Source organism: Jiella marina (assembly GCF_024359545.1).
Lineage (GTDB): Bacteria > Pseudomonadota > Alphaproteobacteria > Rhizobiales > Rhizobiaceae > Jiella.
Genome location: NZ_JAKQZG010000001.1, coordinates 600,127 through 620,565 on the forward strand (window position 1 = coordinate 600,127; position 20,439 = coordinate 620,565).

General features: G+C 62.4%; 20 protein-coding genes. 13 read left to right on the forward strand and 7 right to left on the reverse strand.

Going from position 1 to position 20,439, the window contains the following annotated elements; all coding sequences use genetic code 11:
* Window positions 1–94 precede the first annotated feature (94 nt).
* Together ychF and MF134_RS02815 are read left to right on the forward strand one after the other, a co-directional pair.
* A complete protein-coding gene (ychF, locus tag MF134_RS02810) occupies window positions 95–1,198 on the forward strand; it encodes a redox-regulated ATPase YchF (RefSeq protein ID WP_255337859.1) in 1,104 nt (367 codons plus the stop codon).
* A 39-nt stretch (window positions 1,199–1,237) separates the two neighbouring features.
* Complete coding sequence (locus tag MF134_RS02815; RefSeq protein ID WP_255337860.1) at window positions 1,238–2,179, forward strand: hypothetical protein; 942 nt, start codon at window positions 1,238–1,240, stop codon at window positions 2,177–2,179.
* Between the two features lie 346 nt (window positions 2,180–2,525).
* Here the strand turns inward: MF134_RS02815 and mtnA are convergent, their stop codons facing one another.
* Window positions 2,526–3,632 carry an S-methyl-5-thioribose-1-phosphate isomerase gene (gene mtnA / locus MF134_RS02820; protein ID WP_255337861.1) on the reverse strand — a complete coding sequence of 369 codons (1,107 nt, stop codon included), beginning with the start codon at window positions 3,630–3,632 and terminating at the stop codon, window positions 2,526–2,528.
* A complete protein-coding gene (gene mtnK, locus MF134_RS02825; protein WP_255337862.1) occupies window positions 3,629–4,918 on the reverse strand; it encodes an S-methyl-5-thioribose kinase in 1,290 nt (429 codons plus the stop codon). Before mtnK ends, mtnA begins: the two co-directional genes overlap by 4 nt.
* 174 nt (window positions 4,919–5,092) lie before the next feature.
* Here mtnK and MF134_RS02830 point away from each other — a divergent pair, with 174 nt between their 5' ends.
* The 4 genes from MF134_RS02830 (at window position 5,093) to MF134_RS02845 (ending at window position 9,846) form a co-directional block, all read left to right on the forward strand.
* Window positions 5,093–6,652, forward strand: coding sequence for a sugar ABC transporter ATP-binding protein (locus tag MF134_RS02830; protein ID WP_255337863.1), 1,560 nt, complete (start codon window positions 5,093–5,095; stop codon window positions 6,650–6,652).
* Window positions 6,649–7,638 (forward strand): ABC transporter permease, encoded by a 990-nt coding sequence (locus MF134_RS02835; RefSeq protein WP_255337864.1) that lies wholly within the window; start codon window positions 6,649–6,651, stop codon window positions 7,636–7,638. Before MF134_RS02830 ends, MF134_RS02835 begins: the two co-directional genes overlap by 4 nt.
* A 69-nt stretch (window positions 7,639–7,707) precedes the next feature.
* Complete coding sequence (locus MF134_RS02840; RefSeq protein WP_457589940.1) at window positions 7,708–8,757, forward strand: substrate-binding domain-containing protein; 1,050 nt, start codon at window positions 7,708–7,710, stop codon at window positions 8,755–8,757.
* A gap of 204 nt (window positions 8,758–8,961) precedes the next feature.
* Window positions 8,962–9,846, forward strand: coding sequence for a delta-class carbonic anhydrase (locus MF134_RS02845; protein ID WP_255337865.1), 885 nt, complete (start codon window positions 8,962–8,964; stop codon window positions 9,844–9,846).
* A 178-nt stretch (window positions 9,847–10,024) separates the two neighbouring features.
* Here the strand turns inward: MF134_RS02845 and MF134_RS02850 are convergent, their stop codons facing one another.
* The 5 genes from MF134_RS02850 to pdxH form a co-directional block, all read right to left on the reverse strand.
* On the reverse strand, window positions 10,025–11,425 hold the full coding sequence (locus MF134_RS02850; protein WP_255337866.1) for an NAD(P)(+) transhydrogenase (Re/Si-specific) subunit beta: 1,401 nt from the start codon (window positions 11,423–11,425) through the stop codon (window positions 10,025–10,027).
* Window positions 11,426–11,439: 14 nt separating this feature from the next.
* Entirely contained in the window at window positions 11,440–11,868 is a 429-nt protein-coding gene (locus MF134_RS02855; RefSeq protein WP_255337867.1) for a proton-translocating transhydrogenase family protein, read from the reverse strand.
* A complete protein-coding gene (locus MF134_RS02860) occupies window positions 11,868–13,031 on the reverse strand; it encodes a Re/Si-specific NAD(P)(+) transhydrogenase subunit alpha (RefSeq protein ID WP_255337868.1) in 1,164 nt (387 codons plus the stop codon). Before MF134_RS02860 ends, MF134_RS02855 begins: the two co-directional genes overlap by 1 nt.
* A 55-nt stretch (window positions 13,032–13,086) precedes the next feature.
* Entirely contained in the window at window positions 13,087–13,239 is a 153-nt protein-coding gene (locus MF134_RS02865) for an aa3-type cytochrome c oxidase subunit IV (protein WP_255337869.1), read from the reverse strand.
* 108 nt (window positions 13,240–13,347) lie between these two features.
* Window positions 13,348–13,968: a pyridoxamine 5'-phosphate oxidase gene (pdxH, locus tag MF134_RS02870; RefSeq protein ID WP_255337870.1), complete on the reverse strand. Its 621-nt coding sequence runs from the start codon at window positions 13,966–13,968 to the stop codon at window positions 13,348–13,350.
* 82 nt (window positions 13,969–14,050) lie between these two features.
* On the opposite strand from pdxH, the gene MF134_RS02875 reads away from it, so the two are divergent.
* The 7 genes from MF134_RS02875 (at window position 14,051) to MF134_RS02905 (ending at window position 20,402) form a co-directional block, all read left to right on the forward strand.
* Window positions 14,051–14,452 carry an RT0821/Lpp0805 family surface protein gene (locus MF134_RS02875; RefSeq protein ID WP_255337871.1) on the forward strand — a complete coding sequence of 134 codons (402 nt, stop codon included), beginning with the start codon at window positions 14,051–14,053 and terminating at the stop codon, window positions 14,450–14,452.
* A gap of 156 nt (window positions 14,453–14,608) precedes the next feature.
* Window positions 14,609–15,580: a DnaJ C-terminal domain-containing protein gene (locus MF134_RS02880; RefSeq protein ID WP_255337872.1), complete on the forward strand. Its 972-nt coding sequence runs from the start codon at window positions 14,609–14,611 to the stop codon at window positions 15,578–15,580.
* A gap of 118 nt (window positions 15,581–15,698) precedes the next feature.
* Complete coding sequence (gene fabI / locus MF134_RS02885; RefSeq protein WP_255337873.1) at window positions 15,699–16,523, forward strand: enoyl-ACP reductase FabI; 825 nt, start codon at window positions 15,699–15,701, stop codon at window positions 16,521–16,523.
* Between the two features lie 20 nt (window positions 16,524–16,543).
* Window positions 16,544–17,155, forward strand: a complete 612-nt coding sequence (locus MF134_RS02890) for a histidine phosphatase family protein (RefSeq protein WP_255337874.1) — start codon at window positions 16,544–16,546, stop codon at window positions 17,153–17,155.
* A gap of 63 nt (window positions 17,156–17,218) precedes the next feature.
* Window positions 17,219–17,824 (forward strand): LOG family protein, encoded by a 606-nt coding sequence (locus MF134_RS02895; RefSeq protein ID WP_255337875.1) that lies wholly within the window; start codon window positions 17,219–17,221, stop codon window positions 17,822–17,824.
* A gap of 659 nt (window positions 17,825–18,483) precedes the next feature.
* Window positions 18,484–19,080 (forward strand): TRAP transporter small permease subunit, encoded by a 597-nt coding sequence (locus MF134_RS02900; protein ID WP_369695402.1) that lies wholly within the window; start codon window positions 18,484–18,486, stop codon window positions 19,078–19,080.
* Window positions 19,077–20,402, forward strand: coding sequence for a TRAP transporter large permease (locus MF134_RS02905; protein WP_255337876.1), 1,326 nt, complete (start codon window positions 19,077–19,079; stop codon window positions 20,400–20,402). Before MF134_RS02900 ends, MF134_RS02905 begins: the two co-directional genes overlap by 4 nt.
* Window positions 20,403–20,439 lie beyond the last annotated feature (37 nt).

Consider the following 20,439-nt stretch of genomic DNA (forward strand, 5'->3'; position numbering starts at 1 on the left):
TTTTGCGCTGTTGACCCCCTGCCCGTTCGGCTGCAAACAGCGCCCCAGAACAGGATCGCTCGGCGGTCCGGATCGAATTTGAAGGACTGACCCCATGGGTTTCAGATGCGGGATCGTCGGCCTGCCCAATGTCGGCAAGTCGACGCTGTTCAACGCCCTCACCAAGACGGCCGCAGCCGCCGCCGCGAACTATCCGTTTTGCACGATCGAGCCGAACACCGGCGACGTGCCGGTGCCCGATCCGCGGCTGAAGGACATCGCGGCGATCGCCAAGTCGGCGAACATCCTGCCGACGCGTATCACCTTCGTCGACATCGCCGGCCTCGTGCGCGGTGCCTCCAAGGGTGAAGGCCTCGGCAATCAGTTCCTCGCCAATATCCGCGAGGTCGATGCGATCGTCCACGTTCTCAGATGCTTCGAGGATGACGACATCACCCATGTGGAAGGCCGGATCGATCCTGTCGCCGATGCGGAGACGGTCGAGACCGAGCTGATGCTCTCGGATCTCGAAAGCCTGGAGCGCCGGGTGGTGAACACCCGCAAGAAGGCGACCGGCAAGGACAAGGAGGCGATCGCCGTCCTGCCGATCATGGAGAAGGCGCTGGAGGTCCTGAACGACGGCAAGCCCGTCCGCGTCCTTCTCTCCGACATGGATACCGAGGAACGGCGCGCGCTCCGCAACCTCAATCTGCTGACCTCCAAGCCCGTCCTCTACGTCTGCAACGTTGCCGAGGAAGACGCTTCGACCGGCAATGCCCATTCCGAGGCCGTCGCCAAGATGGCCGAGCAGCAGGGCGCGAGTACCGTCATCATCTCGGCGGCGATCGAGGCGGAGATCGCCCAGCTTCCCGAAGAGGAAGTCGGCGACTATCTCGAAGCCATGGGGCTTCACGAGCCCGGTCTCGACCGCCTCATCCGCGCCGGTTACGAACTTCTCGACCTGATCACCTATTTCACCGCCGGGCCAAAGGAGACCCGCGCCTGGACGATCAACAAGGGCACCAAGGCGCCCCAGGCCGCCGGCGTCATCCATACGGATTTCGAGAAGGGCTTCATCCGCGCCCAGACCATCGCCTTCGACGACTTCGTCTCGCTCGGCGGCGAGGTAGGCGCCAAGGAAGCGGGCAAATCCCGTGACGAGGGCAAGGAATATGTGGTCGTCGACGGGGACGTGATGAACTTCAAGTTCAACGTCTAATAGTGTAAAATCAAGCCACCTTTTGATTCTGGTGGGCGAATGGCTGTTTGTGAAGATGAGATTTTTGAGTGGATTGATAGTCCACCAACCAAAACCCAGCGTTTCCGAGATTGGACCTTGCGGTTTTGTCACCATAAATTGCCGAAGACGCTCAAGAGTCGCCTGACAATAGCAGGGCTATCGGGCACTGCCGTTTCATTTTTCTCTATCATTTTGATAACGATTTCCCCTTGGTGGTCTTTGTACTTCAAGGAACAAGAAGTAAATGGGCGGGCTATTTTCTATATCTGCGCAATTTTATTCTGTTTGCAATGCATTAAAGGTCTATCTGGGTTTGTCAGGAATCTATCCGAAAATATTGATACGAAACGAGAAGAAGTCGACCAGGTTTCCACCCGAACCTACAATCTAATGTACGAAATAATTGGGTATATTGATCGCGAAAAGATTCCGACTAGCGACGCCGAAAAGCGCCTTATAATAAAAAACGTTTTAGAATGTATTATACATTCAACAAGATATACAATAAATGCTACATCAACAGATTATCTTCAGGCTACCTGCATGACTTTTGCAGACGAAGACTGCGACCATTTTAAGATATTTTGCAGAGCTAGTGATAATCGTCAGGTTGGATCTGTCGTGGAGTGCCGCCAGACGATCGCCTATTATTCCATGCTACTTAATAAAAATTTTGTCGTAAATGATTTCAAGAAGCAACGATTTTTTCCATATAAATCCATCAGCGTGCCCAACGAAGCGCCGCGATATCGAAGCATTATGGTTTTACCCCTCATCGAACCAGCAGAGGATGGTTTTAGAGCATGCGGCGCCATCAGCGTTGATAGCTCAAAGCCGTACGAGTTTTTTGGGGATGTCGGAACTCAACTTGCAACGCAACTGATGCCATTTGTGCTTCTATGCACTAGCATTTGCGGAAACGATATGCCGTGGCTATCGGTCTTTGAGGAGCTAAATTGATATGGCGAACAAACCTAAGCCACACGGCACCATCCGTCGCCTACCTAAGGGCACCTTCGTTCGGACGCCGCTGGCCTCCTCAATTAGCGACATTTATCGCAAACTTCGTGCCGGGGAGATTACAAAAGACGAGGCCATTGAGCAGCTTCGCTTGAGGCGAAGAAATCGCTCTGGAAGACTTGGAAAGTACTTGGAAGCGGCTATTAACGAAAACTAATTTAAGAATCGTCTTTTACCGAGCGAATGCACGTGCTGCTTCGGAAATTTGCGCGCGACAGAGCATATAGCAGATGGAGACCGATCGACCTGCGGGCCAATCGGCCATTGTCCCTTTCCGCTGCCGTGCTCACGCCCGCTTCTTCGCGTACTCCGGAAACAGCTCGGACAGCCCCGCCTCGCTGGCGTTGCAGACGCCGCGCTCGGTGATCAGGCCGCTCACGAGCCGGGCCGGCGTCACGTCGAAGGCGTAGTTCGAGACGGGAGTCGCTTCGGGCGAGATGCGCACGCGCTCGACAGTCCCTGAATCGTTGATGCCGATGATATGGGAGACCTCCTCCCCGGCACGCTCTTCGATCGGGATCTCGGCAACGCCGTTCCTCACCGTCCAGTCGATGGTCGAGGCCGGCAGGGCGGCATAGAACGGCACACCGTTGTCGCGCGCGGCGAGCGCCTTCAGATAGGTGCCGATCTTGTTGCAGACGTCGCCGAGCGCGGTGGTGCGGTCGGAGCCGACGATGCACAGATCGACCTTGCCATGCTGCATCAGATGACCACCGGCATTGTCGACGACCAGCGTGTGGTCGACACCGTGATTGGCAAGCTCCCACGCGGTCAGCCCTGCTCCCTGATTGCGCGGCCGCGTCTCGTCCACATAGACGTGGACGGGAATGCCCTTTTCATGGGCGAGATAGATCGGCGACGTCGCCGTGCCCCAGTCGACGGTGGCGAGCCAGCCGGCGTTGCAGTGAGTGAGAACATTCACCGGCTCGCCCGGCTTCTTGTCGCGTGCGATCGCCTCGATCAGTTTCAGCCCGTTCTGGCCGATCCTGCGGTTGGTCTCGACGTCCTCATCGCAGATCTCCTCAGCTAGCGCCCAGGCCGCCTCCGCCCGCTCGCTCTCGGGCAGTGCACCGATCCTTTGCCGGACGGCGTCGAGTGCCCAACGCAGATTGATGGCGGTGGGCCGGGTGGCATGAAGAATGTCGTAGGCCTCCGCCAGACCGGCGTCCGACGGATCCTTGCGAAGCGCAAAGGCCATGCCGTAGGCCGCCGTCGCCCCGATCAACGGTGCACCCCGGACCCACATGTCGGAGATCGCGGTGGCGGTCTCTTCCATATTGGTGAGGTGGACGATCTTGAGTTCGTGCGGAAGCTTGGTCTGGTCGATGATGCCGACGCGCTCGCCGTCTTCCTCCGCCCAGATCGAACGGAAATCACGATCGCCGATTTTCATGGCTGTGTCCTTTCGCGGCGGATCGCCCGTGCGAGATTGGTCAGTGCGGAAATGTCGGAAAACCGGCCGCGATTGACGAGAAGCTCGCAGCCCATTTGAAGCGCCCTCGCCTCGCAGCCTGCGCGGGTCGCAGGGTCTTCGATCGATTCCATGTCCTCGACATGGGCAAGGCCGACAAGCCGGCGGATCATCTTGGCGCCGGCAAATCCGGTGGTATCGGTGAAGACGCCATCGAGGAAGCGCTCGAGCGCGACGGCCGCACCCACGTGGTCGCCTTGGTCCTCGAACATCGAGCGCGGGAACAGGATACCGGTCCGCTCTTCCGTCCAGAGCTTGGAAAACCGCGCGGCGAAGACCCGCCAGACCTTTTCGGTCGTTTCCAGCAGCCATTCGCCGTATTCGTCGCGAGCGCCCGGCTGCTGCCCGTGCCCGTCCTGTGAGAAATAGGCCAGGAACAGATTGGCCAGCAGCGCCCCTATGTCGAAGCCCATCGGGCCATAAAAGGCGAATTCCGGGTCGATCACACGGCTGTCGGTCTCGGTGACCATGATCGATCCGGTGTGGAGATCACCGTGCAGGAGGGCTTCCGTCTTCGCCGTGAAGAGGTGCAGCATCTCCTGTGCCGCGATCTTGACCGCCCGATCACCGCGCAGCGCCAGCGCCGGACCGTCGAGTTCCGGCGTCGTCCAGCGATTCAGCTCGGCATCGAAATAGGGTTCGGTGAAGACGAGGTTCTCGGTGATCGCACAGAGCGCGACATTGTCGGCAAACAGCGCGACATCCGCCTTCTTCTGCGCCGTATCCATGTGGAGGTCGGAGGTGCGAAACAGGGTCTCGGCGAGGAACGTGCCGGCGTGTTCGGCGAGGTGCTCGAACCGCTTGCCGGCAATCAGCTCCTTGCGCAGGATGATGTGCGGCGACAGGTACTCCATCACCACGAGGGCATTGGTCTCGTCGAAATGATAAAGGCTCGGCACGCGGTCCGGCAGGATCGCGGCCTGCCGAGTCAGCGCGTTCCATTCGAAGAAGGCACGCTTCAACGGCAGCGGCCAGGAATCGCCGACGAGACGCACATAGGGAAGCGCCTGCTTGACGACGACCGAGCCCTTCGGCCCCTCGATGATGAAGACGAGGTTGAGATTGCCGTCGCCGACCTCTCTGGCCTGCATCGCCTCGGCGCCACCCCCGAGCCGTTCGGCGACCGCCGGATTTGAGGCAAGATAGCCCTTCACGCTGTCGACGTCGAAGGGGCGGTAGCCGCCCTCGCCTTTCTGATGTTGGTTCAAGACCATCCTCCCGGAAATCAGCTTGCCCGCGACCGAAGCTGCCTGATCGCGCGGCGGACGGAGCCGAAGCGACCGCCCGTTTTCCCTTAAGCTGCCCATCGTTTATGCGATTGTCAATTGCAGTTGACTTACGACAATTTTTGCATACGGTCACCGCCGGGAGGAAGGATGATCATGCAGACTGGCCAAGCGGCCCCGGCGAACAATCGCGTTCTGGAGATCGCGGGGCTCGAGAAGTCCTTCGGTCCGAACCGCGTTCTGAAGGGCGTCGATCTTTCTGTATCGGCCGGTGAAGTTCTGGTGCTGATGGGCGCGAACGGTGCCGGCAAGTCTACGCTGGTCAAGATCATCGCCGGCGTCCAACCGCCGGGTGACGGCCGGCTGACGCTCGACGGCGCGCCCTTCGAACCGGACCGGCCGATCGATGCGCTCAATGCCGGCCTGTCGGTCGTGCATCAGCAGATCAACGACAGCGTCGCGCCGGATCTTTCGGTCACCCAGAACCTTCTCCTCGACAGGCTGTGTTCGGGCAAGGCCGGGTCCTTCTATTCGCCGCGGCGTGCAAGGCGCGAGGCCGCCGAAATTCAGGCGATCCTCGGGCTCTCCTTGCCGCTCGACCGGGCGGTGCGCGATATTCCCCTTGCCGACCGGCAGCTCGTCGCCATCTGCCGGGCGCTCGCCGAAAACCCCAAGGTGCTGGTTCTCGACGAACCGACCTCCTCGCTCTCCCAGCGTGAGGCCGAGAGGCTGTTCGGCATCGTCGAGACGTTGCGCTCACGGGGCGTGGCGATCCTCTACATCACTCATCGCATGTCCGACATCCGCCGGCTGGCAGATAGGATCGTGACTTTGCGCGACGGCCGCATCACCGGAGAATTCCGCCCGCCGCTCGATTACGAGGCGGCGGTGACGGCAATGCTCGGCGAGACTGTGCGACCGGCGGCGATGGAACGGGGTGAAGCGCATGCCACGGTGTTTTCCGTGGAGAACTACCAGCTGAAGAGTTGGTCGCGGCCGTTCTCCATGGCCCTGCAGGCCGGCGAAGTGACCGCCATCACCGGCCTTGTCGGCACCGGCAAGAGCGAGTTCGCCGAAGCGATCTTCGGCGTGAGGCGTCCAGCCGCCGGCGAAATGCGCCTGAACGGCCAGCCCTATGCCCCGAAGACCAGCGGCGCGGCGATCGAGGCCGGCGTGTTCATGGCCGCCAAGGACCGCGGCACGAACTCGCTGATCCCCGCCTTCGACATCGCCCGCAATCTGTCGCTGCCCTTCCTGACACGACGCTCGCGGGCGGGCTTCATCGATTCCGGCGCCGAGCGTCACCGCGCGAAACGGACGATCGCGGATCTTTCGATCGTCTGCCAGTCGGAGACCGACCACATGGCGACGTTGTCGGGCGGCAACCAGCAGAAGGTCGTGGTCGGCCGCTGGCTGTCCGAACCTTCGACACTGCTGATCCTCGACGAGCCGTTTCAGGGCGTCGACATCCGCGCCCGGCACGACATCGGACGGCGCCTCCGGGAGACCGCGGCGGACCGCGCCACGCTGATCCTCGTCACCGAGATCGACGAGGCAGTGGAAGTCGCCGACCGGATCCTGGTCATGTCCGACCACACGATCGTCGGCGACCATCGCACCGGACCCGAGCTCGACCTGTCGCTGCTTCTCGCCCAGGTCGCCGGCGACCAGACCGCCGAAAACATGCCCAAAGTTCAGGAAAGTGCCGTCGGATGACCCTCACCGTCCGTGATCTCTCCATCCGCTACGGATTCTTCGCGCTGCTCATCGGGCTGGCGCTGTTCTTCTACGCCGCCGAGCCGGCCTTCATGTCGGTCCGCTCCTTCGTCTTCGTCTTCCAGTCCGTCGCCATCACCGCGATCCTCGCCCTCGGCGTCACCGGCACGCTGGTCGTCGGCGGATTCGACCTGTCGATCGGTTCGGTTGCCGCCTCCTCGATGATGGCAGCCTCCTATGCCATGGTGATCTGGGGCTGGGGCACGGTCGAGACGGTCATGCTGTGCGTGGCGTTCGGGCTCTTCGTCGGCTTCATCAACGGTCTGATCATCGTCTATGGCCGCGTCCCCGATCTCCTGGCGACCCTCGGCACGATGTTCCTGCTCCTTGGCCTCCAGCTCGTGCCGACGGCAGGGCGCTCCATCGCCAAGGGCATGATCCTGCCGGATGGCTCGACCGCCACGGGAAGTTTCGATCCGTCCTTTCTGATGCTGGGCCGCTCGCGACTGTTCGACATCGTTCCGGTGTCGGTCGTCGTGATGCTGGCCCTGGCGGTCGCGATCTTCGTCTTCCTGGAGTTCACCCGCTGGGGCCGGGTCATGTACGCGATCGGCTCGAACGAGCAGGCGAGCCGCCTCGCCGGCGCGCCGGTGAATCGCTACAAGATCGCCGCCTACATGATTTCCGGCGGCTTTGCGGCGATCGGCGGCATTCTGCTGGCCGCCCGCGTCGGGCGCGGCGACGTGTCGTCGGGCAACAATCTGCTTCTCGACGGCGTGGCCGCCGCACTGATCGGTTTTGCCGTGCTGGGCGCCGCGAAGCCTAACGCCTTCGGCACGCTCGTGGGCGCGCTCTTCGTCGGCATGCTTCTTCAGGGCCTGACGATGATGAACGCCCCTTACTACACCCAGGATGCCGTCAAAGGCGCCGTGCTCGTCCTCGCGCTGCTCTTTACCTTTGCGATGACCAGACGAGCCGGAAGCTGACGGCCCTGCAACCGAACGATCGGCCGGGTCCCGGCCGATGAAAATGGGAGGAAACGAGACATGAAATTGATGAATTTCACGCGCAGGCGCTTTGCCGGCCTTGCGCTCGGTGCCGCAGCGCTGCTTTCCGGCACCTCGCTGTCGATGGCCCAGAACATGCCCGCCCCCTTCGACAATGCCGGTGACGTCGAGATCGCGCTGGTGCGCTATCTCTCGACCGGCGACTTCTTCCAGGCCTATCTCACGGGCGTGCAGGAGCAGGCGAAGGCCCTGGGTGTGGAACTGCGCGTGCTCGACTCCCGACAGGACGCCGCCCTCCAGGCCGACATGGTCGACCAGGCGATCGCGCTCGGCGTCGACGGCATCATCGTCCAGCACGGGCTGACCGAGTCCATGACGGCCGCCGTTCAGCGGGCCGTCGATGCCGGCATCAAGGTCGTCGCCTTCGACGTGGACGTCGAGAACGAGGCCGTTCCGCAGATCGAGCAGAGCGACCGCGACCTCGCCCGTCTGGCTCTGGAACAGGCGATCGCGGACAATGGCGAGGAGTTCGAGGCCGCCTATGTCTACGTGCCCGGCATCGCCCCGCTCGATCGCCGCGACGAGACTTGGCGCGAATTTAAGGAAAAGTATCCGGGGATCGAGGAAGCCGCACAGTTCGGCACGCTGGACAATCCGATCGCCAATTCGGTTGCCAACCAAGCCTCGGCAGTGCTGCGCGCCAACCCGGGCGTCACGGTCGTCTTTGCGCCTTATGACGAGTTCGCCAAGGGCGTGAAGATCGCGGTCGACGAGGCGGGCCTTTCCTCCGACATCAAGATCTATTCGGCCGACATTTCGACCGCGGACATCCAGGCGATGCGCGAGGAGCCGAGCGCCTGGGTCGCCACTGCGGCGACGAATCCGGAGTTGATCGGCGAGGTCTCGGTGCGCGCGCTCGCCATGCTGCTCGCGGGTGAAGATCCCGGCCACAACGTTGTCGTGCCGCCGACGCTGGTGACCCGCGACATGCTGATGGAGAAAGATATCAACAACATGGACGAGCTTTCTCAGAAACTGCCGCAATTCGCCACGACGGACGTCGCCAAGCCCGACTGGATGCCGGCGACGGGCGAGTGACCGGCCTTTGGGGGCCTTCCGACCGGCAGCCGGCTCACTGAAAGTGCTTTGGCTGCGGTAGCAACAACTCTTCAACCAACGGCGCCTTCCCCGGCGCCGTTGTTCGTTTTAGCCCTTGGCCGGAAACGCTTTTCTAAGCTCGATCCCCTATTCAACGCTCATTGTCAGGTTTGCCGTGTCGCGCGTTGTGGAGGTCGGTTCTTCATGTTGCCCAAGAGTTTTGTTTCCGTTGGAGTGATAGCCCTCGCAGCGGCTCTTCTGACATCGGTTCCCTCTAAGGCCGAGAGCGTCCAACACGAACTCGAAAGCGGCGACGACGCCGGGCTCTGCGAAGGGTTCGGCCCACAGGCACCGCGCGACATCACCTCCTTCGAAGGACTCAATCAGCGAATCTTCGGTCAGGCACCGGCTCCCGAAAAGCTGAATCTCTGCAACATCCACACCCACACCAATGCCGAACACAAGGGTCCCGGCTTCGCAGTCTTTGCCGGCCACGGCGAACATGGCGGCTACCAGTGCAATGGCAGCGCCGGCCTGACGGAAGCAGAACTCGAAGACCCGAGTGGCGGCCATGGGGCATTCGAGGGTGTCAAACCGGGCGACACGATCGAAGTACACTGGGTCTTCAGTTCCTGCGACGTGAAGCCGGGTCAGGGACTCGGATCATGTCTGACCGAGAGCTGCACGAATCCCACGCTGCGCGTCGAGGCGCAGACCTTTCTGGTCGTGAACGACCCTGGCGCGCTGGACTTCACCGACTTCAACTATCGCGGCGAGATGCGCGGCAAGTTGCACCAGCCAATTGCCCTGCCGAAGAACACCGGCACGCCGGTCGTCTATTCCGGCTCCACCACCGGGCCGAAATACAGTCAGGCTGTCTGTTCGCCCTTGCAGGTGACGTGGAGCGTCCGCCCGCAATGCGCCAAGCTCGACATTTCCTCGCTGCACCGCTGGGCTGAAAACGGCAATATCTTCCGCGAAGACCATTCGCACGGGGTTCGCGAACTCGTCACCGCGCCCGAACTGCTGTCGCCGATCGAGCGCAATATGGCCGAGAAGAGCTGGGACGATCGACTGCGGGTAGAATAGGTCGGACAACGACCTCCCCGCTCGACTTCACCTGATCTGCCGACGACCCGGCGACGACGCCGCTTCCAAGACTACCAGCGACGAAGCATAAAAAAGGCCGCACCTGCCAGCTCGGCGAGTGCGGCCGCGTCCATTTCTGACGCACCGTCGACCAGACCTGCGATCGACGACGCCGTGGTCAGTGGTCCAGCGCCTTGACGATGTCCTCGACCATCTTCTTGGCGTCGGCCAGAAGCATCATCGTGTTGTCCTTGTAGAACAACGTGTTGTCGATGCCGGCATAGCCGGAGCCGAGCGAGCGCTTGACGAACAGGCAGGTCTGGGCCTGGTCGACGTTCAGGATCGGCATGCCGTAGATCGGCGAGGATTTGTCGTCGCGCGCGGCCGGATTGGTCACGTCGTTGGCGCCGATGACGAAGGCGACGTCGGACTGGGAGAATTCGGAATTGATATCTTCCAGCTCGAAGACGTCGTCATAGGGAACGTTCGCCTCGGCCAGAAGCACATTCATGTGCCCCGGCATGCGGCCCGCCACCGGATGGATGGCGTATTTCACCTCCACGCCTTCCTCCTTCAGCTTGTCGGCCATCTCGCGCAGCGCATGCTGCGCCTGGGCGACCGCCATGCCGTAACCCGGCACGATGATGACCCTGGACGCGTTCGCCATGAGATAGGCCGCGTCGTCGGCCGAGCCCTGCTTGATCGTGCGATCGCCGAGATCGTCGGCGCCCGCCGGCCCGCTCTCGCCGCCGAAGCCGCCGAGAATGACCGAGATGAAGGAGCGGTTCATCCCCTTGCACATGATGTAGGAGAGGATCGCGCCGGACGATCCCACCAGCGCACCCGTGATGATCAGCGCAAGGTTCTGGAGGGTGAAGCCGATGCCCGCTGCCGCCCAGCCCGAATAGGAGTTCAGCATCGAGACGACGACCGGCATGTCCGCTCCGCCGATCGGGATGATCAGAAGCACGCCGAGAACCAGCGAAACGAGGACCACGAGCCAGAACAGCGCGTGGCTTTCCGAGGCCGCAAACCAGATGACCAGCACGATCAACAGGATGCCGAGCGCGATGTTGATGGCATGGCGCATCGGAAGCATGATCGGCTTGCCGCTCATGCGTCCGTCGAGTTTCAGAAAGGCGATGACGGAACCGGTAAAGGTGATCGCGCCGATTGCAACGCCGATCGACATTTCGACCAGCGCCTGGCCGTGGATCGCTCCGATCGTGCCGATTCCCATGGATTCCGGCGCGTAGAGGGCGGCGGCCGCGACCATGACGGCGGCAAGGCCGACCAGCGAGTGGAACGCGGCGACGAGCTGCGGCATCGCCGTCATGGCGATGCGCTTGGCGATCATCGCACCGGCAGCACCACCGATGGCGATGCCGAGCACGATCAGAACGAGACCGCCGAAAGACGGCCCGGCCAGGAACAGCGTGGTCAGGATGGCGATCGCCATGCCGGCCATGCCCATCCAGTTACCCTGGCGGCTGGTGGTCGGATGGCTCAGGCCCCGAAGAGCGAGGATGAAGAGAACGCCGGAGACGAGATAGAGAAAAGCGGCGGAAGATTCAGACATGATCGGTCACCGCCTCATTTCTGCTTTTTCTTGTACATCGCCAGCATGCGCTGGGTGACGAGGAAGCCGCCGAAGATGTTAACCGATGCCAGGATCAGCGCGACGAAACCGAAGGTCGCCGCGAGGCCGGAAGCCGACAGTCCGACGGCCAGGAGCGCGCCGACGATAATCACCGAGGAGATCGCGTTGGTGACCGACATCAGCGGCGTGTGGAGTGCCGGCGTCACCGACCAGACGACGTAGTAGCCGACGAAGATCGCCAGGATGAAGATGGCGAAATGGAAGATGAAGGGATCGGTGCCGGTGACGGCATGGCCGACGGCGCCCGCCGCTTCGCCGACCCCCTCGCCCATCATGCGCTCGACGCCCCCACGCGCGTCGCGGATGGCCGCACCCGCGTCGTTCAGGCGCTGCAGCACATCCCGTGCGGTTTCGTTCTCCATTACGCTCCTCCCCCGGATGCTTCTTTCTTTTCCTCTTCGGCGGGGGCGAAGTTCGGATGAACCACCTTGCCGTCGCGGGTCAGAAGCGTTGCCTTCACGAGCTGATCGTCGAAGTCGATCTTCAGTTCGCCGCTGTCCTTGTCGATCATCGTCTCGAGGAACGCCATCAGGTTCTTGGCGTAGAGCAGCGAGGCGCTGGAGGCGACGCGACCAGGCACGTTGATATGCCCGATGATCTTGACCGGCCCGACCGAGACGATCTCGCCGGGCGCCGATCCCTCGACATTGCCGCCGCGCTCGACCGCCAGATCGACGAGGATGGAGCCCGGCTTCATCGACTGGACCATCTCTTTCGAGACCAGCCGCGGCGCGGGCCGGCCCGGAATGAGTGCGGTGGTGATGACGATGTCCTGCTTGGCGATGTGCGAAGCGACGAGATCGGCCTGCTTGGCCTGATACTCCTTGGACATCTCCTTGGCGTAGCCGCCGGCCGTCTCGGCCGCCTTGAACTCTTCGTCCTCGACGGCGACGAACTTGCCGCCGAGCGATTCCACCTGTTCCTTGGCGGCGGGGCGGACGTCGGTCGCGGTGACGACCGCGCCGAGACGCTTGGCGGTGGCGATCGCCTGCAGCCCGGCCACGCCGGCACCCATGACGAAGACACGCGCGGCCGGAACCGTGCCCGCCGCCGTCATCATCATCGGGAAGGCGCGATCGAATTCGTGGGCAGCATCGATCACCGCCCGGTACCCGGACAGATTGGCCTGGGAGGACAGGACGTCCATCACCTGGGCACGGGTGATGCGCGGCATGAACTCCATGGCGAAGGCGAGGATGCCCGCATCCGCCATTGCCTTGACCTCGTCGTCGCGGCCATAGGGATCCATGGAGGCGATGACGAGAGCGCCCTTCTTGTAGGTGGAAAGCTCCTCGGCGTTCGGCCGGCGCACCTTCAGGACAACGTCGGCAGCGCCCGCGTCGGCATTCCCGCCGATCTTGGCGCCCGCTTCCGCAAAGGCCTCGTCGGGGATGCGCGAATGCTCGCCCGCACCGCTTTCGACAACAATCTCGATGCCCTTGCCGGCCAGTTTCTTGACCGTATCGGGCGAGGCCGCGACCCGCGTTTCCGCAGGATCGCGCTCCTTCGGCACGAACAATTTCAACGGATCTTTCCTCCCATATTCCCCCCGACGGTGCCTTTCCGGCTTTGGGTTGGTCTTAGAGTAGGAAGATCGCCATCAGGATCAGGATGATCACGACAGCGATCGTGCCCCATTTGAACATGCCAAGAAACAGGCCATAGGTCTTCTCATGCTCCGGATAATCCATCTCGGCAGCTTCAGAGATATCGAATTTCGGGGCTCCAGCCACGGCAAGACTCCAACTGTGATAACCGTTCGGCACATACACGAAAGCTCGCTCCTGTGGCAATGTTGACGGCCACCGGAACGACGCAGTTCTGCGACGCTGACTGACGCCTCAGGGATACAGCCGCTCGATGGACCAGGCAGCGTCCAGGCTCGATCGCGTGAAGGCGATGCGATCGTGCAGGCGAAAGGCCCCGTCCTGCCAGAACTCGATCGACACTGGGAGCAGGCGGAAACCAGACCAGTGAGCCGGCCGCGGGATCTCGTCCTCGCCGAACTTCTCGCGCAATTCTTCAACCCGCGCAGCCAGCATGTCGCGGCTTTCTAGTGGCCGCGACTGGGCCGAGGCCCAGGCGCCGATGCGGCTGCCCCGGGGGCGTGACGCGTAATAGGCGTCGGCCTCGTCGTCGCTGACGATCTCGACATCGCCGCGGAGTCTAACCTGGCGGCGCCGGCTCTTCCAGTGAAAGCACATCGCCGCCTTGCGCACCGAGAGGATCTGGCGGCCCTTGGCGCTCTCGAAATTGGTGTAGAAGACGAAGCCGCGTTCATCGACTCCCTTCAGAAGCACCATCCTGACGTCGGGCAGACCCGTTTCATCGACACTTGCCAGCGCCACCGCGTTGGAATCGTTAGGTTCGCTCTCCTCCGCTTCCTGCAGCCACCTTCGGAAAAAGGCGACCGGATCGTCCCCGACCATGGCTTCATCGAGCGTTAAGGATTTGTCGTTCATGTTATACCCTGCCTGAAAGTCGCGGCTGACGACGATTCGTCCGGTCCGCGGTATTCGCCCATTCTGGTGTCTTTGAAGACCGATGTCGCGATACAAGATCGTCCCAGCTGTTCTCCTGTCCCTTGGCCTGTCCGGCTGCGTGGTCGCAGGACCGGACATCGGGGCCGCGCTCGTTGATCCCACGATCACCGGCTCGATCGAACCGGCACCAGCTGACCCCGACGTGAAGTCGGACGGGCGCATCGTTCGCAATGCCGTTTCTTCAGCCCGCTTGGAAGGGGGCAACGGACGCTATGCCTGGTCGAACCCGCTGACCGGATCGAATGGCGTCATCAGCAAACTGTCCGAACAGCGCGACGGCGAAGAGATCTGTCGCAGCTTCCAGACGTCGCGACAGCGATTCGACGGGATCGGCCTTTACGAAGGACGCGCCTGCACCGATGCGTCGGGCGAGTGGGTCCTGATCGATTTCGCCAAGGTCTGAGCGCGACTGGCTGCGGCGTGAACCGGCACATTTCGCGCTCTTTGCGCGCCAATGCACTTCAATTCCTCAGATTCAACGCTCATATAGTTTGTGAACAGACGGCGCCCCGCGCGCCGCCGCCATTCTTTGCGCCCATCCCGAAGGACCAGAAAGCCTATGCGTGATCCCTATTCAGTCCTCGGCGTCGCGAAGTCGGCGAGCGAAAAGGAGATCAAATCGGCATTTCGCAAGCTGGCGAAGAAGTACCATCCCGACGCCAATTCCAATGATTCCACCGCCGCAGCGCGTTTCAACGAGGCCAATCAGGCCTATGAGATCCTCGGCGACAAGGAAAAGCGTGCCCAGTTCGACCGTGGCGAAATCGATGCCGACGGCAAACCGAAATTCCAGGGTTTCCCAGGCGGCGGTGACCCGTTCGGCGCCGGCGGCCCCTTCGGAGGAGGCGGCGGTGCCCGATCGCGGCCAGGCGGATTCGAGTTCCGCTCTTCCACCAATGCCGAGGACTTCGATGCAGACAGCATCTTCTCGAGCTTCTTTGACGGTGCGTTCGGCGGTTCGGGCGCCAAGCGTGCGTCTCGCGGCGGTTTTTCTGGCGCGCGAGCCGGCGCGACGAAGGGTGCGGACATCACCGCCGAGCTGACCATCGATCTCGAGGACGTGGTCTCCGGTGAAAAGGTCGAGGTCGGTTTCGCCTCAGGCAAGAAGCTCGCGATTCGCCTGCCGGCAGGCGTCGAGGACGGCAAGCAGATCCGCCTCAAGGGCCAGGGCCAGCCGGCCCCGCTCGCCGGCGGACAGCCGGGCGACGCCCTGATCACCATCCGCTTCGCCCCGCATGCGCGCTTCAAGGTGGAAGGCCGCGACCTGCGCTGCAATGTTTCCGTGCCGCTCCGTCAGGCGGTTCTGGGCGGACGCGTCGAGGTCGAGACGCTCGACGGTCGCGTGGCGCTGAACGTTCCCGCCTGGTCGAATTCGGGCAAGACCTTCCGCCTGCGCGGCAAGGGCCTGACAACCAAGGCGGGCGGACGCGGCGATCTTTTCGTCCAGATGCAGATCATCCTGCCGGAGGGCGACCGCGAACTGGAGGCGCTCATGCGCGAGCGCGCGGCCAAGGAGCCGGCGGCCGGTTGAGGCCATTCCCGGCATCTGTTTCTGCGGTCTCTGCCCGGATGCTTGAAGGGTCCGGTCGCCTGTGCCATACCCGCCGCCGCATAACGAATACGAAGATTTCCCCGGAGGATCACGCGCCATGGCTTCAGCGAACGGTCTGATGAAAGGCAAGCGCGGCCTCGTCATGGGCGTCGCCAACAACCGCTCCATCGCCTGGGGAATCGCCAAGGCTCTGGCTGACGAGGGCGCCGAGATCGCCCTTACCTATCAGGGCGACGCGCTGAAGAAGCGAGTCGGTCCGCTCGCCGACGAACTCGGCGCGGTGCTGGCCGGCCATTGCGACGTGACCGACGAATCCACCATCGAAGCCGTCTTTGCCGATCTGGAAGCCCGTTGGGGCAAGATCGACTTTCTCGTCCATGCCATCGCCTTTTCCGACAAGGACGAGCTGACCGGTCGCTATGTCGAGACGAGCCGCGAGAATTTCCGCAAGACAATGGACGTGTCGGTCTACTCGCTGACGTCGATCACCGCACGGGCGGAAAAGCTGATGAGCGAGGGTGGTTCGATCCTCACGCTCACCTACTACGGCGCCGAGAAGGTGATGCCGCACTACAACGTCATGGGCGTCGCCAAGGCCGCTCTCGAAGCGTCGGTGCGCTATCTCGCGGTCGATCTCGGAGGCAAGGCGATCCGCGTCAACGCGATCTCTGCCGGCCCGATCAAGACGCTGGCCGCCTCGGGCATCGGCGACTTCCGCTATATCCTCAAATGGAACGAGTATAATGCGCCGCTCAAACGCTCCGTCACGATTGACGAAGTTGGCCAGGCAGCCCTTTACCTCCTGTCCGACATGTCGCGTGGCGTGACAGGCGAGGTGCATCATGTGGATTGCGGATATCATACCGTCGGCATGAAAGCGGTAGATGCTCCGGATATTTCGGTTGTGAAAGATCTTCCCTGACCATTGGAACGTTCAAACAGATGATCGAAGCGAATCTCGGCGAAATGCCGGAACTCTTTGTATGCCGGCACGGGCAGACCGAATGGAATGCCGAGGGGCGGCTTCAGGGCCAGGTCGAGATTCCGTTGAACGCTCTTGGTCAGTCGCAGGCGCGGCGGAATGGCCGCTATCTGCGCAACGTTCTGCGCAATCGGCTCGGCGAGTTCCGTTTCCTGGCCAGCCCTCTCGGTCGCGCGATGAACACAATGCGTATCCTGCGTGGCGAAATGAGCCTCGATCCCGACGATTTCGAGACGGACGACCGGCTGGTCGAACTCGATTTCGGCGACTGGCAGGGCCATACCATGGATCAGATCGCCGAATTCGATGCGGAAGGTCTCGCCAAGCGCAAGAAGGACAAATGGGGCTTCGTGCCGCCGGGCGAGAAGGCGGAATCCTACGCCATGCTCGCCGAACGCGCCAAACCGGTCTTCGAATCCATCACGGAACCCACGGTCCTCGTCGCTCATGGCGGCGTCACACGGAGTTTTCTGGCGCTCTACGGAAACGTGCCGGGCCAGGAAGCCGCCCGGATCGACATTCCCCATGACCGGCTGCTGCACGCTCATGGCAACAAGATCGAGTGGGTCTAGACGGCTCCGCCGACGGCCGCATTTGCGCTTGATTTCCAGCCGCTCACATCGGACCCTTTTTTCATGAATCAGATTCAATCCGTCTGTGTGTATTGCGGCTCGTCATCCGGCCGGAGCCCGGCCTATGGCGATGCGGCCCGCAAGCTGGGTTCAGCGCTCGGCGAAGCCGGCATTCGCCTCGTCTATGGCGGGGGGACCCGCGGCATCATGGGCGCGGTCTCCGATGCGGTGAAGGAGAGCGGTGGCCAGGTCACCGGTATCATCCCGCGCTTCCTGATCGACATGGAAGCGACCGAGCGCGAGCTGCAGCATCTCGACGAACTCGTCGTCACCGAAGACATGCACGAGCGCAAACATCTGATGTTTCAGCGTTCCGATGCCTTCGTGGCGCTTCCCGGCGGCATCGGCACACTGGAAGAGCTGGTCGAGATCATGACCTGGAGCCAGCTCGGCCAGCACGAGAAGCCAGTGGTCATCGCCAATATCGAGGGTTTCTGGGATCCCCTCGCCCGACTCTTCGACCACATGAGCGCCGAAGGGTTCATCCATACCGCACAAAGGGTGCGCCCTTTGGTGATCGATGACGTGGCGGAGATCATCCCGCGTCTCGTGGAACTCGGCGCCGCCGAGGGTGACGAAGGACGCGCGGAGATCATCGAGCGCCTTTGAGGTGGCGGCCCGGTCGGCGGCGGCGCGTCTGATCGTCAGCCATGCTTCACCCGTCCGGGCGCATCGTTTCGAGGGGCCTGAGTTCTTGAGCGCTTCCCTTCCAGGTCGTCATCCTCGGGCTTGTCCCGAGGATCCACCAAGGATGTTCGTCGGCCTCTCCGTGGGAGGAAGGGCATTTCCAATGGCCCTGCTGCGCGACGGAGAGTAGATCCTCGAGACAAGCCCGAGGATGACGAACTTCAGAAGATAGCGCCCCCTGGATGCGAGTGCGGATTGTCTTCTTGCCTGCCGCTCGCGTCGGATTGATCGCACGCTTCGGCCGATCGGCCGGTACTGACCGGCGTGGAGCGGATCAGCCGCCCGAATACTCCGCTGCGCCTCATCCACATACCAAATCGTATGCCAGTAGTCCTGCGCTGCGCTCGATGCGCTGGATGCGCTGGATGCGCTGGATGCGCTGGATGGTCCTGGCATACTCCCATCTGGTGAACAACGCGCTTGACACGGCGAGGATGGGCGTATTGACTTTTTGCTATGCATCGCCCCGCACTGCCTTGTCATTCATCATCTGACCGATCCGCTCCTCCGAGCGCGGGAAACGCTAGCGCGATCGTGGCGCCGTATTCCCCCCTCCGCTCGTGGCGAACAATGGCCCGGCAGTGCCTTCAATCGCGGCGCCCTGCCGGATGAACGTGCTGCGCCGCTTCATCCGTGTGGTCGACGCCGTGAACTACCGGATCGGCCGCGTCGTGATGTACGGCGTCTTCGCCATGATGGCGATTCTGCTCTGGTCGTCGATCTCCAAGGTCGCCCTCGTCCCGTCGCTGTGGACGCTTGAATCCGCGCAATTCGCGATGGTCGCCTATTTCTTTCTGGGCGGGCCCTATTCCATTCAGATGGGCGCCAATGTCCGGATGGACCTTCTCTACGAGAAATGGTCGCCGCGCCGCAAAGCCATGGTGGATGCGGTCACCGTCTTCTGCCTCCTCGCCTATCTGGTCGTCCTGATGTGGGGCGCATGGGAAAGCACGGCCTATGCGCTCGAATATGGCGAGCGCAGCCGCACGGCCTGGCGTCCCTATCTCTGGCCGATCAAGCTCGTCTTGTGCATCGGCATCGTGCTGATGATCCTGCAGGCGCTGTCCGAACTCGCCAAGGACCTCCTGCGCATCCGCGGCGAGACGCCTCCGGGTCATACACCTGACGAAGACCGATCGGGCGACAGCGCGAAGATCGGCGAGGGCAACCCCCGGTGAGCTACGAGCTGATCGCCATCCTGATGTTCTCGGCCATGATGGCGCTGCTCCTCAGCGGCCAGCGCGTCTTCGGCGCGATCGGCTTCGTCGCGGTCATTGCGGCGCTGGCCCTGTGGGGGGACCGCGGCGGCTACGACCTCGCCTTCTCGCAGGCGATCAAGGTGATGCGGTGGTATCCGCTCCTGACAGTGCCGATGTTCGTCTTCATGGGCTACATCCTGTCGGAATCGCGCATCGCCGACGATCTCTACCGGATGTTCCATGTCTGGATGGGCGGGATCAGCGGTGGGCTGGCGATCGGCACGATCGGCCTGATGGTGCTGATTTCGGCAATGAACGGCCTGTCGGTCGCCGGCATGGCGATCGGCGCGACCATCGCGCTGCCGGAACTCCTGAAACGCAACTACGACAAGCTCATGGTGACCGGCGTCATCCAGGCCGGATCGTCACTCGGCATCCTCGTGCCGCCCTCCGTGGTGCTGGTGCTCTACGCCATGATCGCACGGCAGCCGGTCGGCCAGCTCTGGCTCGCCGGCGTCCTGCCCGGCCTTTTGATGGCCGCCCTGTTCATCCTCTATATTGCGATCCGCTGCCGGCTGAACCCGGCGCTCGGGCCGACCCTGTCGAAAGAGGAGCGCAATGTCGGCTGGCCGGAAAAGCTGCGCCTTTTGAGAGCGGGGCTGCTGCCGGTCTTCATCTTCGCGACGATGATGGTCCCCTTCATCAACGGCTGGACGTCGCTCGTCGAAAGCTCTGCAATCGGCGCGATCGCCGCCTTTCTCGCGGCCGTGGTCAAGGGCCGGATGACCTGGCAGGTCTTCGAGGTCTCGGTGCGCCAGACGCTCGGCATCACCTGCATGTTCATGTGGATCATCCTGGCAGCACTTGCCTTCGGCGCGGTGTTCGACGGCCTCGGCGCGGTCCGCGCGATCGAGAGCCTGTTCACCGAACAGCTCGGCCTGTCGCCGCTGATGATCCTGATCCTGATGCAGCTGTCCTTCATCGTGATGGGGACGTTCCTCGACGATACGGCGATGCTCGTCATCGTCGCGCCGCTCTACGTGCCGCTGGTCGGCGCGCTGGGCTACGATCTCGTCTGGTACGGCGTGCTCTACACGATCACCACCCAGATCGCCTACATGACGCCGCCCTTCGGCTACAACCTCTTCCTGATGCGCGCCATGTCGCCGCCCGAGATCGCCATCGGCGACATCTACCGATCGATCATCCCCTTCGTCGCGGTCATGGTCGTCGCGCTCGCGATCATCATCGCCTTTCCGGAAATCGCATTGTGGCTGCCGCACGCTGTCTACGGACAATGAGCCCGGCGCCGAAAGCCCTTGTTTTCCCGCCCCCGAC

Excerpts from the sequence above, each read along its gene's own strand:
- MF134_RS02830 (WP_255337863.1), top strand. The coding sequence starts at position 5,093 with ATGCAGACTGGCCAAGCGGCCCCGGCGAACAATCGCGTTCTGGAGATC.
- MF134_RS02880 (WP_255337872.1), top strand. The coding sequence starts at position 14,609 with ATGCGTGATCCCTATTCAGTCCTCGGCGTCGCGAAGTCGGCGAGCGAA.
- MF134_RS02855 (WP_255337867.1), bottom strand. The coding sequence starts at position 11,868 with ATGGAGAACGAAACCGCACGGGATGTGCTGCAGCGCCTGAACGACGCG.
- fabI (WP_255337873.1), top strand. The coding sequence starts at position 15,699 with ATGGCTTCAGCGAACGGTCTGATGAAAGGCAAGCGCGGCCTCGTCATG.
- MF134_RS02835 (WP_255337864.1), top strand. The coding sequence starts at position 6,649 with ATGACCCTCACCGTCCGTGATCTCTCCATCCGCTACGGATTCTTCGCG.
- MF134_RS02890 (WP_255337874.1), top strand. The coding sequence starts at position 16,544 with ATGATCGAAGCGAATCTCGGCGAAATGCCGGAACTCTTTGTATGCCGG.
- MF134_RS02840 (WP_457589940.1), top strand. The coding sequence starts at position 7,708 with ATGAATTTCACGCGCAGGCGCTTTGCCGGCCTTGCGCTCGGTGCCGCA.
- pdxH (WP_255337870.1), bottom strand. The coding sequence starts at position 13,968 with ATGAACGACAAATCCTTAACGCTCGATGAAGCCATGGTCGGGGACGAT.
- MF134_RS02875 (WP_255337871.1), top strand. The coding sequence starts at position 14,051 with ATGTCGCGATACAAGATCGTCCCAGCTGTTCTCCTGTCCCTTGGCCTG.
- ychF (WP_255337859.1), top strand. The coding sequence starts at position 95 with ATGGGTTTCAGATGCGGGATCGTCGGCCTGCCCAATGTCGGCAAGTCG.
- mtnA (WP_255337861.1), bottom strand. The coding sequence starts at position 3,632 with ATGAAAATCGGCGATCGTGATTTCCGTTCGATCTGGGCGGAGGAAGAC.
- MF134_RS02850 (WP_255337866.1), bottom strand. The coding sequence starts at position 11,425 with ATGTCTGAATCTTCCGCCGCTTTTCTCTATCTCGTCTCCGGCGTTCTC.
- MF134_RS02895 (WP_255337875.1), top strand. The coding sequence starts at position 17,219 with ATGAATCAGATTCAATCCGTCTGTGTGTATTGCGGCTCGTCATCCGGC.
- MF134_RS02845 (WP_255337865.1), top strand. The coding sequence starts at position 8,962 with ATGTTGCCCAAGAGTTTTGTTTCCGTTGGAGTGATAGCCCTCGCAGCG.
- MF134_RS02815 (WP_255337860.1), top strand. The coding sequence starts at position 1,238 with ATGGCTGTTTGTGAAGATGAGATTTTTGAGTGGATTGATAGTCCACCA.